This is a genomic window from Pasteurella multocida, from assembly GCF_900187275.1.
GTDB classification, from domain to species: Bacteria; Pseudomonadota; Gammaproteobacteria; order Enterobacterales; family Pasteurellaceae; genus Pasteurella; species Pasteurella multocida.
Map to the genome: position 1 here is coordinate 458448 of NZ_LT906458.1, position 14439 is coordinate 472886.

The 14439-nt window shown below is 42.6% G+C and carries 8 protein-coding genes, 5 tRNA genes and 3 rRNA genes; 15 read left to right on the forward strand and 1 reads right to left on the reverse strand.

Annotation, left to right across the window (positions count from 1 at the left end):
* Positions 1-5: 5 nt before the first annotated feature.
* The 9 genes from CKV69_RS02125 (at position 6) to rrf (ending at position 6756) form a co-directional block, all read left to right on the forward strand.
* Complete coding sequence (locus tag CKV69_RS02125; protein WP_014325927.1) at positions 6-839, forward strand: LPS O-antigen chain length determinant protein WzzB; 834 nt, start codon at positions 6-8, stop codon at positions 837-839.
* A 137-nt stretch (positions 840-976) separates the two neighbouring features.
* Positions 977-1053: transfer RNA gene (locus CKV69_RS02130), tRNA-Arg, on the forward strand.
* Positions 1054-1088: 35 nt separating this feature from the next.
* Positions 1089-1164, forward strand: a tRNA-His gene (locus CKV69_RS02135).
* A gap of 14 nt (positions 1165-1178) precedes the next feature.
* Positions 1179-1255, forward strand: a tRNA-Pro gene (locus CKV69_RS02140).
* A gap of 173 nt (positions 1256-1428) precedes the next feature.
* Positions 1429-2970 (forward strand): 16S ribosomal RNA (locus tag CKV69_RS02145).
* 83 nt (positions 2971-3053) lie between these two features.
* Positions 3054-3130 (forward strand) — tRNA-Ile (locus CKV69_RS02150).
* A 61-nt stretch (positions 3131-3191) separates the two neighbouring features.
* Positions 3192-3267 (forward strand) — tRNA-Ala (locus CKV69_RS02155).
* A 321-nt stretch (positions 3268-3588) separates the two neighbouring features.
* A 23S ribosomal RNA gene (locus CKV69_RS02160) occupies positions 3589-6488 on the forward strand.
* A 152-nt stretch (positions 6489-6640) separates the two neighbouring features.
* A 5S ribosomal RNA gene (rrf, locus tag CKV69_RS02165) occupies positions 6641-6756 on the forward strand.
* Together the 16S, 23S and 5S rRNA genes with 5 tRNA genes alongside form the textbook arrangement of a ribosomal RNA operon.
* A gap of 594 nt (positions 6757-7350) precedes the next feature.
* Here the strand turns inward: rrf and CKV69_RS02170 are convergent.
* Complete coding sequence (locus CKV69_RS02170; RefSeq protein WP_014325928.1) at positions 7351-8259, reverse strand: LysO family transporter; 909 nt, start codon at positions 8257-8259, stop codon at positions 7351-7353.
* Positions 8260-8327: 68 nt separating this feature from the next.
* On the opposite strand from CKV69_RS02170, the gene CKV69_RS02175 reads away from it, so the two are divergent.
* From CKV69_RS02175 to CKV69_RS02200, 6 genes are all read left to right on the forward strand, one after another.
* Positions 8328-9890 (forward strand): ATP-dependent endonuclease, encoded by a 1563-nt coding sequence (locus CKV69_RS02175; protein WP_005751356.1) that lies wholly within the window; start codon positions 8328-8330, stop codon positions 9888-9890.
* Positions 9891-9968: 78 nt separating this feature from the next.
* Positions 9969-11045 carry a DNA polymerase IV gene (gene dinB, locus CKV69_RS02180; protein ID WP_005756313.1) on the forward strand — a complete coding sequence of 359 codons (1077 nt, stop codon included), beginning with the start codon at positions 9969-9971 and terminating at the stop codon, positions 11043-11045.
* A gap of 86 nt (positions 11046-11131) precedes the next feature.
* The gene (htpX, locus tag CKV69_RS02185) at positions 11132-11992 is read left to right on the forward strand and encodes a protease HtpX (RefSeq protein ID WP_005756315.1); all 861 of its coding nucleotides are present in this window, start codon (positions 11132-11134) and stop codon (positions 11990-11992) included.
* 94 nt (positions 11993-12086) lie between these two features.
* Positions 12087-12623 carry an elongation factor P hydroxylase gene (locus CKV69_RS02190; RefSeq protein ID WP_005721806.1) on the forward strand — a complete coding sequence of 179 codons (537 nt, stop codon included), beginning with the start codon at positions 12087-12089 and terminating at the stop codon, positions 12621-12623.
* Between the two features lie 13 nt (positions 12624-12636).
* Positions 12637-13575 carry an ABC transporter ATP-binding protein gene (locus CKV69_RS02195; protein WP_005753848.1) on the forward strand — a complete coding sequence of 313 codons (939 nt, stop codon included), beginning with the start codon at positions 12637-12639 and terminating at the stop codon, positions 13573-13575.
* A complete protein-coding gene (locus tag CKV69_RS02200) occupies positions 13572-14339 on the forward strand; it encodes an ABC transporter permease (RefSeq protein WP_038641843.1) in 768 nt (255 codons plus the stop codon). Before CKV69_RS02195 ends, CKV69_RS02200 begins: the two co-directional genes overlap by 4 nt.
* The last annotated feature ends 100 nt before the right edge of the window (positions 14340-14439 follow it).

Genomic DNA, 14439 nt, shown 5'->3' on the forward strand with positions numbered 1-14439 from the left:
ACAGCATGACGCAAGTAGAAAATACACAAAAAACACACCGCACTTTTCTAAGCTCAATCAGTATAATATTGGGGACTACGTTGCTTGGCGCGATAGTGGCTTATGGTGGCAGTTACTTAAAAAGTAAAACTTGGCTTGCAGAAGCACATGTGAGCGCGCCAGATATCGCGTTACTTGGTAATTATTATGCATTATCTTCGACTTACCAATTTATCAAAAATAAAGAGAATCAACACCAAGAGACAGAAATAGTTTATCAAGAATTTTTGAAACAACTGATGTCAGAAGAAATGATTCGCCGTTTTTGGGAAAATACAGAGTATTATAAACAAAAGCAAACAGGGGAAGATCACATTGATCTTGCATTATTAGAAAAGTTAACCAAAGCTATTAAATTTAAATCAGCACAAACGCTTGATGTGGCGGATAGTGTGAGTCTAACACTCGAGAATCCGAAATTAGCCACAGAATTACTTTCTTCTTTTATTGATCAGGTTAACGTTGAAACACGTAAAATTGTTTATAGTAATCTAATTAGCCAATGGAAAGTTTTATTCGAACAAGTAAAGAAAGCGACAGAATTTAACTTAGGTAAGAATGCTCAATCAGCATTGGTATCAGAAGATTGGAACGGGAAACTACAAATGATGCGCTCGGTTTCACCTTTAGATGAACAATTCAGTGCATATCGTTATTTAAAAAAACCAACACAGCCGATTATGCAAAGTTCGCCTAATCGTAAATGTTGGGCTAGCGTGGGGGCATTGATTGGCTTTATCTTGTCTTTTTTCATGTTATCGCTATTTAATTCCCGTAAAAAATTAATTAATACCCTTTAAATCAATAAAAAACAGGCGTATATTTACTACTTTATGTCCAATTTGAACAAAAAACTATCTAATAACTTTTTTTTTCAAAAAAGTACTAGACAAGTTTATGTGAAGTCATTAATATACGCCCCGCAACGACGCGATGAGCGCTCGTAGCTCAGTTGGATAGAGCGTTGGCCTCCGGAGCCAAAGGTCGCAGGTTCAAATCCTGTCGAGCGCGCCAGAGAGTCAATGTGATGTAAACTGAATAAATCAATGGTGGCTATAGCTCAGTTGGTAGAGCCCCGGATTGTGATTCCGGTTGTCGTGGGTTCAAGTCCCATTAGCCACCCCAAATTTTTTTACAGTCGGCGAGTAGCGCAGCTTGGTAGCGCAACTGGTTTGGGACCAGTGGGTCGTAGGTTCAAATCCTATCTCGCCGACCATTTTTTTGTTCTTTAACAATCTAACAGACAATCTGTGTGGGTACTTGTTGATTGATTTCATTTAAAAAATTTTAAAATTGAAGTCTTAATAGGTGCTTAATACTGAAAATTCATGATACTTTTGAAGTAAATGTAAACTTTTAGCTAAGCAGTTTATTGAGCGATTGAACTTTGAATTGAAGAGTTTGATCATGGCTCAGATTGAACGCTGGCGGCAGGCTTAACACATGCAAGTCGAACGGTAGCAGGAAGAAAGCTTGCTTTCTTTGCTGACGAGTGGCGGACGGGTGAGTAATGCTTGGGAATCTGGCTTATGGAGGGGGATAACTGTGGGAAACTGCAGCTAATACCGCGTATTCTCTGAGGAGGAAAGGGTGGGACCTTAGGGCCACCTGCCATAAGATGAGCCCAAGTGGGATTAGGTAGTTGGTGGGGTAAAGGCCTACCAAGCCTGCGATCTCTAGCTGGTCTGAGAGGATGACCAGCCACACTGGAACTGAGACACGGTCCAGACTCCTACGGGAGGCAGCAGTGGGGAATATTGCGCAATGGGGGGAACCCTGACGCAGCCATGCCGCGTGAATGAAGAAGGCCTTCGGGTTGTAAAGTTCTTTCGGTAATGAGGAAGGGATGTTGTTAAATAGATAGCATCATTGACGTTAATTACAGAAGAAGCACCGGCTAACTCCGTGCCAGCAGCCGCGGTAATACGGAGGGTGCGAGCGTTAATCGGAATAACTGGGCGTAAAGGGCACGCAGGCGGACTTTTAAGTGAGATGTGAAATCCCCGAGCTTAACTTGGGAACTGCATTTCAGACTGGGAGTCTAGAGTACTTTAGGGAGGGGTAGAATTCCACGTGTAGCGGTGAAATGCGTAGAGATGTGGAGGAATACCGAAGGCGAAGGCAGCCCCTTGGGAATGTACTGACGCTCATGTGCGAAAGCGTGGGGAGCAAACAGGATTAGATACCCTGGTAGTCCACGCTGTAAACGCTGTCGATTTGGGGATTGGGCTATATGCTTGGTGCCCGAAGCTAACGTGATAAATCGACCGCCTGGGGAGTACGGCCGCAAGGTTAAAACTCAAATGAATTGACGGGGGCCCGCACAAGCGGTGGAGCATGTGGTTTAATTCGATGCAACGCGAAGAACCTTACCTACTCTTGACATCCTAAGAAGAGCTCAGAGATGAGTTTGTGCCTTCGGGAACTTAGAGACAGGTGCTGCATGGCTGTCGTCAGCTCGTGTTGTGAAATGTTGGGTTAAGTCCCGCAACGAGCGCAACCCTTATCCTTTGTTGCCAGCGATTCGGTCGGGAACTCAAAGGAGACTGCCAGTGACAAACTGGAGGAAGGTGGGGATGACGTCAAGTCATCATGGCCCTTACGAGTAGGGCTACACACGTGCTACAATGGTGCATACAGAGGGCAGCGAGAGTGCGAGCTTGAGCGAATCTCAGAAAGTGCATCTAAGTCCGGATTGGAGTCTGCAACTCGACTCCATGAAGTCGGAATCGCTAGTAATCGCAAATCAGAATGTTGCGGTGAATACGTTCCCGGGCCTTGTACACACCGCCCGTCACACCATGGGAGTGGGTTGTACCAGAAGTAGATAGCTTAACCTTCGGGGGGGCGTTTACCACGGTATGATTCATGACTGGGGTGAAGTCGTAACAAGGTAACCGTAGGGGAACCTGCGGTTGGATCACCTCCTTACCTAAAATGGAACGACTGCAAGTGTTCACACAGATTGTTTGGTAGATTGTGTCAATGAAGAGACAAAAAACCGAAATCCTTTTGGGTCTGTAGCTCAGGTGGTTAGAGCGCACCCCTGATAAGGGTGAGGTCGGTGGTTCAAGTCCACTCAGACCCACCACTCAAGCGAAAGCAAAAGAGTGAAGCGAAAAGGGATGACGGCGCATTGTAATGATGTGAATGGGGATATAGCTCAGCTGGGAGAGCGCCTGCCTTGCACGCAGGAGGTCAGCGGTTCGATCCCGCTTATCTCCACCAAATCATCATTGCTAAGTGTTTTGTGTAAATGGCATTAGTCTGGATAGGTTAATGGTTTTTACATTAAGAATATTTAGCAATGATGAGCGAAAAATGGCGAAGCCATTTTGACTTGTCTTTATTGTTCTTTAAAAAATTGGAAACAAGCTGAAAAACTGAAGAGATTTTCGAAAGAAAGTCTGAGTAGAAAAAATCTTGCATGAAAAAAGGCATGCAAGTGTTTAGCGTTTAAACACAACATCAAGGTGATGAAACTTGATTAATGCATTAGCAAAGGTTAATGGATTAATTGAGATTAAGTAAGAATACTTGAGGTTGTATGGTTAAGTGACTAAGCGTACAGGGCGGATGCCTTGGCAATCAGAGGCGATGAAGGACGTGCTAATCTGCGAAAAGCTTGGATGAGTCGATAAGAGGCGTTTAATCCAAGATGTCCGAATGGGGAAACCCGATGGATGAAGAATCCATCATTTCATGGTGAATACATAGCGATGAAAGGCGAACCGGGAGAACTGAAACATCTAAGTACCCCGAGGAAAAGAAATCAACCGAGATTCTGTGAGTAGCGGCGAGCGAAAGCGGAAGAGCCAGTAAGTTTTAGCTAGCATATTAGAGGAATTGGCTGGGAAGCCAAATCAAAGAGGGTGATAATCCCGTACTCGAAAGTATGTTAGTGGAACTAAGCTTACGATAAGTAAGGCGGGACACGAGAAATCCTGTTTGAAGATGGGGGGACCATCCTCCAAGGCTAAATACTCCTGATTGACCGATAGTGAACCAGTACTGTGAAGGAAAGGCGAAAAGAACCCCGGTGAGGGGAGTGAAATAGAACCTGAAACCCTGTACGTACAAGCAGTAGGAGCGAGGGCAACCTTGTGACTGCGTACCTTTTGTATAATGGGTCAGCGACTTATATTTTGTAGCGAGGTTAACTGAATAAGGGAGCCGAAGGGAAACCGAGTCTTAACTGGGCGTTGAGTTGCAAGGTATAGACCCGAAACCCGGTGATCTAGCCATGGGCAGGTTGAAGGTTGGGTAACACTAACTGGAGGACCGAACCGACTAATGTTGAAAAATTAGCGGATGACTTGTGGCTGGGGGTGAAAGGCCAATCAAACCGGGAGATAGCTGGTTCTCCCCGAAATCTATTTAGGTAGAGCCTTGAGCGGACACCTTCGGGGGTAGAGCACTGTTTCGGCTAGGGGTCCATCCCGGATTACCAACCCGATGCAAACTGCGAATACCGAAGAGTGATACTCAGGAGACACACGGCGGGTGCTAACGTTCGTCGTGGAGAGGGAAACAACCCAGACCGCCAGCTAAGGTCCCGAAGTCTATATTAAGTGGGAAACGAAGTGGGAAGGCTTAGACAGCTAGGATGTTGGCTTAGAAGCAGCCATCATTTAAAGAAAGCGTAATAGCTCACTAGTCGAGTCGGCCTGCGCGGAAGATGTAACGGGGCTCAAATATAGCACCGAAGCTGCGGCATCAGAATTTATTCTGTTGGGTAGGGGAGCGTTGTGTAAGCGGATGAAGGTGGCTCGAGAGGGTTGCTGGACGTATCACAAGTGCGAATGCTGACATAAGTAACGATAAAACGAGTGAAAAACTCGTTCGCCGGAAGACCAAGGGTTCCTGTCCAACGTTAATCGGGGCAGGGTGAGTCGGCCCCTAAGGCGAGGCTGAAAAGCGTAGTCGATGGGAAACGGGTTAATATTCCCGTACTTGGATAAACTGCGATGTGGGGACGGAGAAGGTTAGGTTAGCAGACTGTTGGATGTCTGTTTAAGGTGGTAGGTGGAAGACTTAGGCAAATCCGGGTCTTTATAAACACTGAGAGCTGATGACGAGGTCTTAAGGGACTGAAGTAACTGATACCCTGCTTCCAGGAAAAGCCACTAAGCTTCAGGTTTATCTAAACCGTACTGAAAACCGACACAGGTGGTCAGGTAGAGAATACTCAGGCGCTTGAGAGAACTCGGGTGAAGGAACTAGGCAAAATAGCACCGTAACTTCGGGAGAAGGTGCGCTTACAGTAATTGTAGTCCCTCGCGGATGAAGGTGAAGTAAGTCGAAGATACCAGCTGGCTGCAACTGTTTATTAAAAACACAGCACTCTGCAAACACGAAAGTGGACGTATAGGGTGTGATGCCTGCCCGGTGCTGGAAGGTTAATTGATGGTGTTATCGAAAGAGAAGCTCCTGATCGAAGCCCCAGTAAACGGCGGCCGTAACTATAACGGTCCTAAGGTAGCGAAATTCCTTGTCGGGTAAGTTCCGACCTGCACGAATGGCATAATGATGGCCAGGCTGTCTCCACCCGAGACTCAGTGAAATTGAAATCGCCGTGAAGATGCGGTGTACCCGCGGCTAGACGGAAAGACCCCGTGAACCTTTACTATAGCTTGACACTGAACATTGAATTTTGATGTGTAGGATAGGTGGGAGCCTTTGAAGCAGTGACGCCAGTCATTGTGGAGGCGACCTTGAAATACCACCCTTTAACGTTTGATGTTCTAACGAAGTGCCTGAAACGGGTACTCGGACAGTGTCTGGTGGGTAGTTTGACTGGGGCGGTCTCCTCCCAAAGCGTAACGGAGGAGCACGAAGGTTTGCTAATGACGGTCGGACATCGTCAGGTTAGTGCAATGGTATAAGCAAGCTTAACTGCGAGACAGACAAGTCGAGCAGGTGCGAAAGCAGGTCATAGTGATCCGGTGGTTCTGAATGGAAGGGCCATCGCTCAACGGATAAAAGGTACTCCGGGGATAACAGGCTGATACCGCCCAAGAGTTCATATCGACGGCGGTGTTTGGCACCTCGATGTCGGCTCATCACATCCTGGGGCTGAAGTAGGTCCCAAGGGTATGGCTGTTCGCCATTTAAAGTGGTACGCGAGCTGGGTTTAGAACGTCGTGAGACAGTTCGGTCCCTATCTGCCGTGGGCGTTGGATGATTGATTGGGGCTGCTCCTAGTACGAGAGGACCGGAGTGGACGCATCACTGGTGTTCCAGTTGTCTCGCCAGAGGCATTGCTGGGTAGCTAAATGCGGAAGAGATAAGTGCTGAAAGCATCTAAGCACGAAACTTGCCAAGAGATGAGTCATCCCTGACTTTAAGTCAGTAAGGGTTGTTGTAGACTACGACGTAGATAGGTTGGGTGTGTAAGTGTAGTGATACATTGAGCTAACCAATACTAATTGCCCGAGAGGCTTAACCATACAACGCTCAAGTGTTTTTGGGTGTTGAGTGAGATGTTAGACGAAGACGAAGAAGAGAAAATTACTTTAGACAGCTTGTTTTTGATTAAAGTGCGAGAGTGAAGAAAGCACGAAGGAAGAACAGAAGAATAGAGAAGACATCAACCGAATATCTTGGCGGCGATAGTGCAGTGGACCCACCTAACTCCATGCCGAACTTAGAAGTGAAACGCTGTAACGCCGATGGTAGTGTGGGGCTTCCCCATGTGAGAGTAGGACACCGCCAGGTCTGAATGAGAAGAAACCTCAAGTAGAGATACTTGAGGTTTTTTTTGTGTTTGGAGAGAGTGGGGATATGGGGAGAGTGTCATTTGCATAAAAAGCATGGAAATGAGGAAAGCTCAGGGGCGCCATGCTGTGATTACATGCACGATGACCCATTGAGTGCTGCTAGATTTATTTTAGAATGTCATCAAGCTCAAAGCCTTTTGTCATCACACTTACACTTGGTGATGCTTCATATTGCCAAAGCATATCTGATGAAGCATTAGACAATTTCACTTCAATACTTTCCCCTTGTTTAAAGGTTATTCTTTTTAAAGAATGGCTATGATTAATTTTTATATGAAATGTTTAATACAATGATAGAACCAGTTTTTTAGCTCAGAATGAGTTTGATGGGATTCTCTTTCCGATTTATCATGACATAAAAAACATTGAATATTGACCGCACTTTAGGTAGTTAATGCGTTTGTATCTTGAATATTTCCTATCTAAATATTCTCGTTTGTTTCTTAGATTCTTTTGTTGTCATTAGAGTAAGCATAGTATGTGCTTATATGAAATGAAAAATAATGTGAATACAGCATGGCTACATCCCAAACTAAAGTGGAAAAGAGGAAAAAAAGACCAATAGAATTGGCGGTAAGATATTTGTTATAAAGCCAAAACTGATCGCCAATGGGACAACTTCAATCCCCCCTGCTTTTTGGATGATCGGTAATGTACAATCTAAAGCTGTCGCGCCTGAAATGCCGACTGCAGAAGAGCGGTGATTTTGCATTAAAAATGGGATGAGAAATAAGCTAACGATTTCACGTGAGAGGTCGTTAAAAAAGGCGATACTACCAAACATTGGTCCCCATGCATCGTTAATGAGGACACTGGACAGAGAGTACCAACCAAACCCAGACGCAATTGCCAGACCTTGGGTGAGGGGTAATTTTAATAGTATTGCAGCGAGTAGCCCACCCAGTAAGGATGTGATAATGAAAATTACCCCAGTTATCAATCCTCGCTTATTGAAAAGTACATCACGTAAAGCAATGCCATTATTCCTTAATTGGATGCCAACGGAAAAAATAAGACAAACTAAGACGTAAGTACTGGCGTGTTCAGGTAGACTGAATTTACCTTTTATTACATAACCGATGAAGGCACCAAGAAGTACCATCGCACAAAGTTTTCCTGAATCAAATAAGAGTTTCCAACGAGAGGGCATCTCACCTGTGACTTTTTTTAATGGTTTAGGGGAAAACCGATCATAAGCGATGAGTCCCACCAAATTGAATGATTGGATCAGAATGGCAAAAGTAGCGGCGGAAATCGCAATGACAGGTAACTTTTTTGCCAGATCATCTAATTGTCCTAATGAAAATCCCATGATGAATAAAATAATATAAAGTAGTATCATCAGGATGTGATTAATTGAGGTTAAGAGTATTTTGTTTTGTGTTTTTATGAGATAACCGACAAAAAGTGGACATAAAACAATGAGAAGCCCTTCGTACATATAAATTTTCCTTAACTAAAACGCTTTCTCCATTCTAGGTAAGGCAAGGAAAAAAACAAGAGGTGTTTATGCATTTACGGCAATTAGACGTGTTGGGATTTCGAGGTATTCACCGTTTATCTATCCATTTTAGTGCGGATATGGTGTTAATCGGTGAAAATATGTGGGGAAAATCCAGTTTACTCTCTGCATTAAGTTTGATTTTTAACCCAGAAAAAGCACTTTATCAATTTACATTGCGTGATTTTCATATTCCAGCTGAACAAACTGAGCCGGTACGCCACCTTATCTTATTATTTACTTTTGCGGAAAGTGAAAAAAACGAAGACAGTATGGAGTATCACTTACCTTATTTACAACATCATTTGCTCGTCGACCATCCAGATGGTTATCAACGTCTTTATTTACGGGTTGAAGGACAGATCAATGCAAACAATGAAGTGAATACGACTTATGCATTTCTTAATGAAAAGGGCGAGCCAATTGTGGTTGATGATATCAATAACTTGGTATTTTCATTAATTGCTCGTCATCCTGTTTATCGTTTCCGTGATGCTCGATTAAATCGCGCACATCATTCCTTCCGATTTATTCGTACTGAAATCCAAGATGAGACTCAAGATGAAATTCGTGCGGTTTCTGATCTGTTATGCTATTACTTCTTGAATCATAAAAATATGACGGAAATTAAACAGGATACGACGTTACTCTGGCATAAAGCGAAGTCACTGTGCACTAAATTAAAACAAGATGAAACGCATCGGCTACGCAAGAAGCTGTTTTTTTCGTTAGCCAGTTTATTTGTTCGCAATCAACGTATTCATTTCGGTCGTTTTACGCGTCCGATTATCCTCTTTGAAGATCCCGATGCGAGATTGCATCCAAGAATGGTAGCGATTATGTGGGAGCTTGTCAGTTATTTGCCGGTACAGCGGATTACAACCACGAATTCGGTTGAATTACTTTCACAAGTCAATTTAAATGCGATTTGCCGTTTAGTGCGTACACCAGAAAAAATCAATTGTTTTCAATTACGCCGAAAAGATCTAGGGAAAGAAGATTTTAGACGGTTAACTTTCCATATTCATCATAATCGCAGTTTAGCGTTATTTTCACGCATGTGGATTTTAGTTGAAGGAGAAAGTGAGGTTTGGATTTTATCCGAGTTAGCCAAATTATTAGAGATTAATCTTGAAATGGAGGGCATTCGGATTGTTGAATTTGCCCAAAGTGGTTTAAAACCGTTATTAAAATATGTACAAGCGATGGGCATTCAATGGTATGTGTTAACAGACGGTGACGAGGCGGGGAAAAAATACGGTGAAATCGTCGAAGATATGCTTGATGAAGAAATGGTCAGGGCAGATAGAATTACCATTTTACCCAAACGTGATATTGAACACTTTTTTTATGCTAATGGCTTTGCGGATGTCTTCATTCGCCTCGCACAGTGGCAAATTAAATCCCATTCCTATCCTATGAGTAAAATTATTCAACGCGCGATTCAACGTACCTCAAAGCCCGATCTGGCGATAGCATTATCTAATGAGATAAAAAAGCGTGGCAGTCAAGCTATTCCGTTGTTGTTTAAACGCTTGTTTTCCAAAGTATTAAGTTTAGCGCGAACGTAGCTGTTTATTTATACAGTATCTTGTGTTAAAGTGCGGTAAAATTTTAAGAAATTTAGCTGACTTGTGGATACGTTTGTTATGGCGCCGATTCGAAAGATCATTCATGTGGATATGGATTGTTTCTATGCCGCAATTGAGATGCGAGATAATCCAACTCTGATCGGAAAACCCATTGCCGTAGGAGGAGAGGCGAAACACCGTGGTGTTCTCGCCACTTGTAATTATGAGGCTCGCAAATTTGGCTTACATAGTGCCATGTCAACAGCACAAGCCTTTAAATTATGTCCTAATTTAATCTTATTACCAGTGAATATGCCTTTATATAAACAAGTATCACAGCAGATTCACCAGATTTTTCGACGCTATACCGATGTGATTGAACCGCTATCTTTAGATGAAGCCTATCTAGATGTGACAGATTCTACAGCCTGTTCAGGCTCAGCAACTTGGATAGCAACAGAAATTCGTCAGGCTATTTTTAATGAACTGGGTTTGACTGCATCTGCAGGCATTGCGCCATTAAAATTTTTGGCTAAAATTGCATCGGAACAGAATAAACCGAACGGTCAATTTGTGATTAAACCAGAACAAATTGAGCATTTTATTGCCAACTTGCCACTAAAAAAAATTCCCGGAGTGGGTAAAGTGACGGCACAGCGCTTAATGGCAATGGGGCTAAATACTTGTGCGGATATTCAGCACATGAATAAAGCGCGATTATTAGAACAATTTGGTAAACTTGGACAGCGGATTTGGGCTTTTAGTCATGGCGTTGATGAACGCCATGTTGAACCACATCGGATCTTGAAGTCGGTCGGCGTTGAGCGAACATTACAGCACAACATTGATGAATTAGCGCAAGCTTATGTCATTTTGGCTGAACTTTATGCATTGTTGATTCAGCGTCTTAAAACTCATTGTCCAACATTGTCTTTTTCTATGTTGCATAAAGTTGGTGTGAAACTGAAGTTTGCAGATTTTCATGTGACGACCTTAGAAAAACGTGGCATGCTGATTACACTTAACTCGTTTGAATTACTGCTTACACAAATTTGGCAACGTGCAGCGGGGAGAGAAATCCGTTTAATTGGTTTACATGTGAATTTGCCTGAAACAACGGAGTCTAAGACACAAGTACAGATGAGTTTGTGGTAAAATTTCTTCGGCTTGCTATTGAATTTAACGATTTTGTTACTATATTACAACACTGAATACTTAACCTAACGATAAGGATTTTACTTATGATGCGAATTTTGCTATTTCTTGCCACGAACATGGCAGTTTTAGTTGTTTTTAACATTATTTTAAGTTTGACGGGGATCCAAGCGCAAGATGCGACAGGGCTATTGCTCATGGCGGCATTATTTGGTTTTTCTGGTTCTTTAATTTCTCTGTTTTTATCTAAAACCATGGCTCTACGCGCTGTGGGGGCGGAAGTGATCAAACAGCCACGTAATGACATGGAACGTTGGTTAGTGAATACAGTTCGTTCGCAAGCTGAACGCGCGAATTTACCGATGCCTGATGTCGCAATTTATCACTCTGAAGATGTGAATGCGTTTGCGACAGGACCAAGTAAAAATAATTCCTTAGTGGCCGTGAGTACTGGCTTATTACGTGCCATGACACAAGATGAAGCAGAAGCAGTACTTGCGCATGAAGTGGCACATATTAAAAATGGTGATATGGTGACAATGACCTTATTACAAGGTGTATTGAACACTTTCGTGATTTTTGTGTCACGCATGATCGCGAAAGTCGTGTCAAGCAATCGAGATGGTGAAAGTAGCACAGGGATTTATTTTCTTGTGTCTATGGTCTTGGAAATCTTATTTGGTTTCTTAGCCAGTATGATCGCCATGTGGTTCTCTCGCTATCGAGAATTTCGTGCGGATGCAGGGTCTGCAGAGTTAGTCGGTAAACACAAAATGATTGCCGCGTTACAACGTTTGCAACGTTTACATGAACCACAAGAGTTAGAAGGGCAGCTTGCCGCTTTTGCGATTAACGGTAAACGTGGTGGTTTAGCCGCTTTATTTATGAGCCATCCGCCATTAGAAAAACGTATTGCGGCATTACAACAATTAGATAGTTTTAAATAACACTGGTAATTTATTGAAGAAAGAGGCATGATCTTGCCTCTTTTTCTTTTTTAAAGTGCGGTCAATTTTCAGAAACTTTTCAATTAGGGTATCTATGGAACATCAACTTTCCGATTTGATAGCGATTTTTAATCAATGTTTTGAACAAGAATATAATACGATTTTAGTTAAAGGTGGTGATGAACCGCTTTATGTCCCCGCAAATGAAAACTGCCCACACCATGTCATTTACTTTGCTCGAGGCTTTTACAGTAGTGGTTTACATGAAATTGCTCATTGGTTAGTGGCAGGGAAAGCGCGTCGTCAATTAGAAGATTTTGGTTATTGGTATGAACCAGATGGTAGAAGCACTGCACAACAGCGTTTATTTGAGCAAGTTGAGGTCAAACCACAAGCAATCGAATGGATTTTGTCCGATGCTGCTGGCTTTCGTTATTTTGCTAGTGTCGATAATTTAAGTGGTGAGCCTGGTGATACCCAACCGTTTAAACAAGCAGTATATGAGCAAGTCAAATGGTATGTTGAGAAAGGGTTGCCAAAACGAGCAGAAACACTACGTAGAGCCTTATGTGCATTTTATGGCACACCAGATCAAATTGATTTGGCAAGGTTTGATGTAAGCCGAATTTAGGACAGAATGAATCATGTTAGCATTAGAGATTAAGCAACTCCGTAAAGTATATAAAAATGGTGTAAAAGCATTACATGGCGTTGATCTGAGGGTGCAAGAAGGGGATTTTTATGCGTTGCTTGGTCACAATGGTGCAGGCAAATCAACCCTGATTGGCATCATCAGCTCGTTAGTAAATAAAAGCAGTGGTGAAGTCAACGTCTTTGGTTATGACTTAGATCGGGATTTAAGTGCGTTAAAACAATGTATTGGCTTAGTTCCTCAAGAGTTTAATTTTCATCAATTTGAGCGAGTCATTGATATTTTAGTCAATCAAGCTGGCTATTATGGTATCCCTCGCCATGAAGCAATAAAACGGGCAGAGATCTGGTTAAAAAAATTAGATTTGTGGGAGAAAAGAACACAGCAAGCCATTCGTTTATCTGGAGGGATGAAGCGCCGTTTAATGATTGCTCGCGCGTTAATGCATCGTCCACGGTTATTGATTTTGGATGAGCCAACAGCTGGCGTGGATATTGAATTACGCCGAACTATGTGGACGTTTTTACGTGAGCTAAACCAACAAGGTACAACCATTATTCTGACCACCCATTATTTAGAAGAGGCAGAAATGCTCTGTCGTCATATTGGGATTATTCAACAAGGTAAATTGGTGATTGATATGCCGATGAAAGCCTTGTTAGCGAAGTTAGAAACAGAAACCTTTGTTCTCGATCTGGCACCCAACTGTCCGCCGCCTCGCATTGAAGGCTATCAGGTGTTGAGCGTGACAGAGAATAGTTTAGAAGTAGAAATTCGACGTGAACAGGGACTAAATTCGCTTTTTGCACAATTATCTACACAAGGTATTCAAGTATTAAGTATGCGTAATAAAGCCAATCGTTTAGAAGAGCTTTTTGTATCGATGTCGTTAAATAAAGGAAAACAGTCTGAACAGGAAGGGGATAAATGAAATTAGCATGGGTTGCATTTCAGACGATTGTGATGAAAGAAATTCGCCGTTTTACGCGGATTTGGGTACAAACTTTGGTACTACCGGTGATCACTATGACTTTGTATTTTGTGATTTTTGGTCAATTAATCGGCAGTCGTATTGGGGAGATGGGCGGGGTCAGTTATATGCAATTTATTGTGCCCGGTTTAATTATGATGTCTTCACTCACCAATGCCTTTGCAAATGTGGCGTCGTCCTTTTATAGCACCAAATTTGCGAAAAATGTTGAAGAATTATTAATCTCACCAACTTCACCACATATTATCATTTTAGGTTATGTGACTGGAGGGATGGCTCGGGGCTTATGTGTTGGTATATTAGTCACTATGGTCGCCTTATCCTTTGTCGCCTTTGAGGTTCATTCTTGGTTTATTATTGTACTCACATTGTGTATGACGACGGCGACATTTGCGTTGGGGGGCTTGATTAATGCCGTATTTTCACGCTCTTTTGATGATATCAGTATTATCCCCACGTTTGTCTTAACACCACTGACCTATTTAGGGGGCGTTTTTTATTCGCTGACACTTTTACCGCCTTTTTGGCAGTGGGTATCAAAATTAAATCCCATTGTGTATATGATTAATGGCTTTCGTTATGGCTTTTTAGGCATCTCAGACGTCACAGTAGGCTATACATTTGGTGTGTTAATTGCTTTTATGGTCTGTTTATATACGCTCGCTTATTATTTAATTAGTCGCGGAATTGGCTTAAGAAGTTAAGATTGCTTTTTATACCACTTGTAGGATGTGATGTGTCACACAGATTTGACAGGCGGTAAAATAAATTGTTGCAAAAACGTAAAATCTTTGCTATTTGTAA

Coding starts and splice junctions, on each gene's coding strand:
- CKV69_RS02125 (WP_014325927.1), top strand. CDS start 6: ATGACGCAAGTAGAAAATACACAAAAAACACACCGCACTTTTCTAAGC.
- CKV69_RS02175 (WP_005751356.1), top strand. CDS start 8,328: ATGCATTTACGGCAATTAGACGTGTTGGGATTTCGAGGTATTCACCGT.
- dinB (WP_005756313.1), top strand. CDS start 9,969: ATGGCGCCGATTCGAAAGATCATTCATGTGGATATGGATTGTTTCTAT.
- CKV69_RS02200 (WP_038641843.1), top strand. CDS start 13,572: ATGAAATTAGCATGGGTTGCATTTCAGACGATTGTGATGAAAGAAATT.
- CKV69_RS02195 (WP_005753848.1), top strand. CDS start 12,637: ATGTTAGCATTAGAGATTAAGCAACTCCGTAAAGTATATAAAAATGGT.
- CKV69_RS02190 (WP_005721806.1), top strand. CDS start 12,087: ATGGAACATCAACTTTCCGATTTGATAGCGATTTTTAATCAATGTTTT.
- CKV69_RS02170 (WP_014325928.1), bottom strand. CDS start 8,259: ATGTACGAAGGGCTTCTCATTGTTTTATGTCCACTTTTTGTCGGTTAT.
- htpX (WP_005756315.1), top strand. CDS start 11,132: ATGATGCGAATTTTGCTATTTCTTGCCACGAACATGGCAGTTTTAGTT.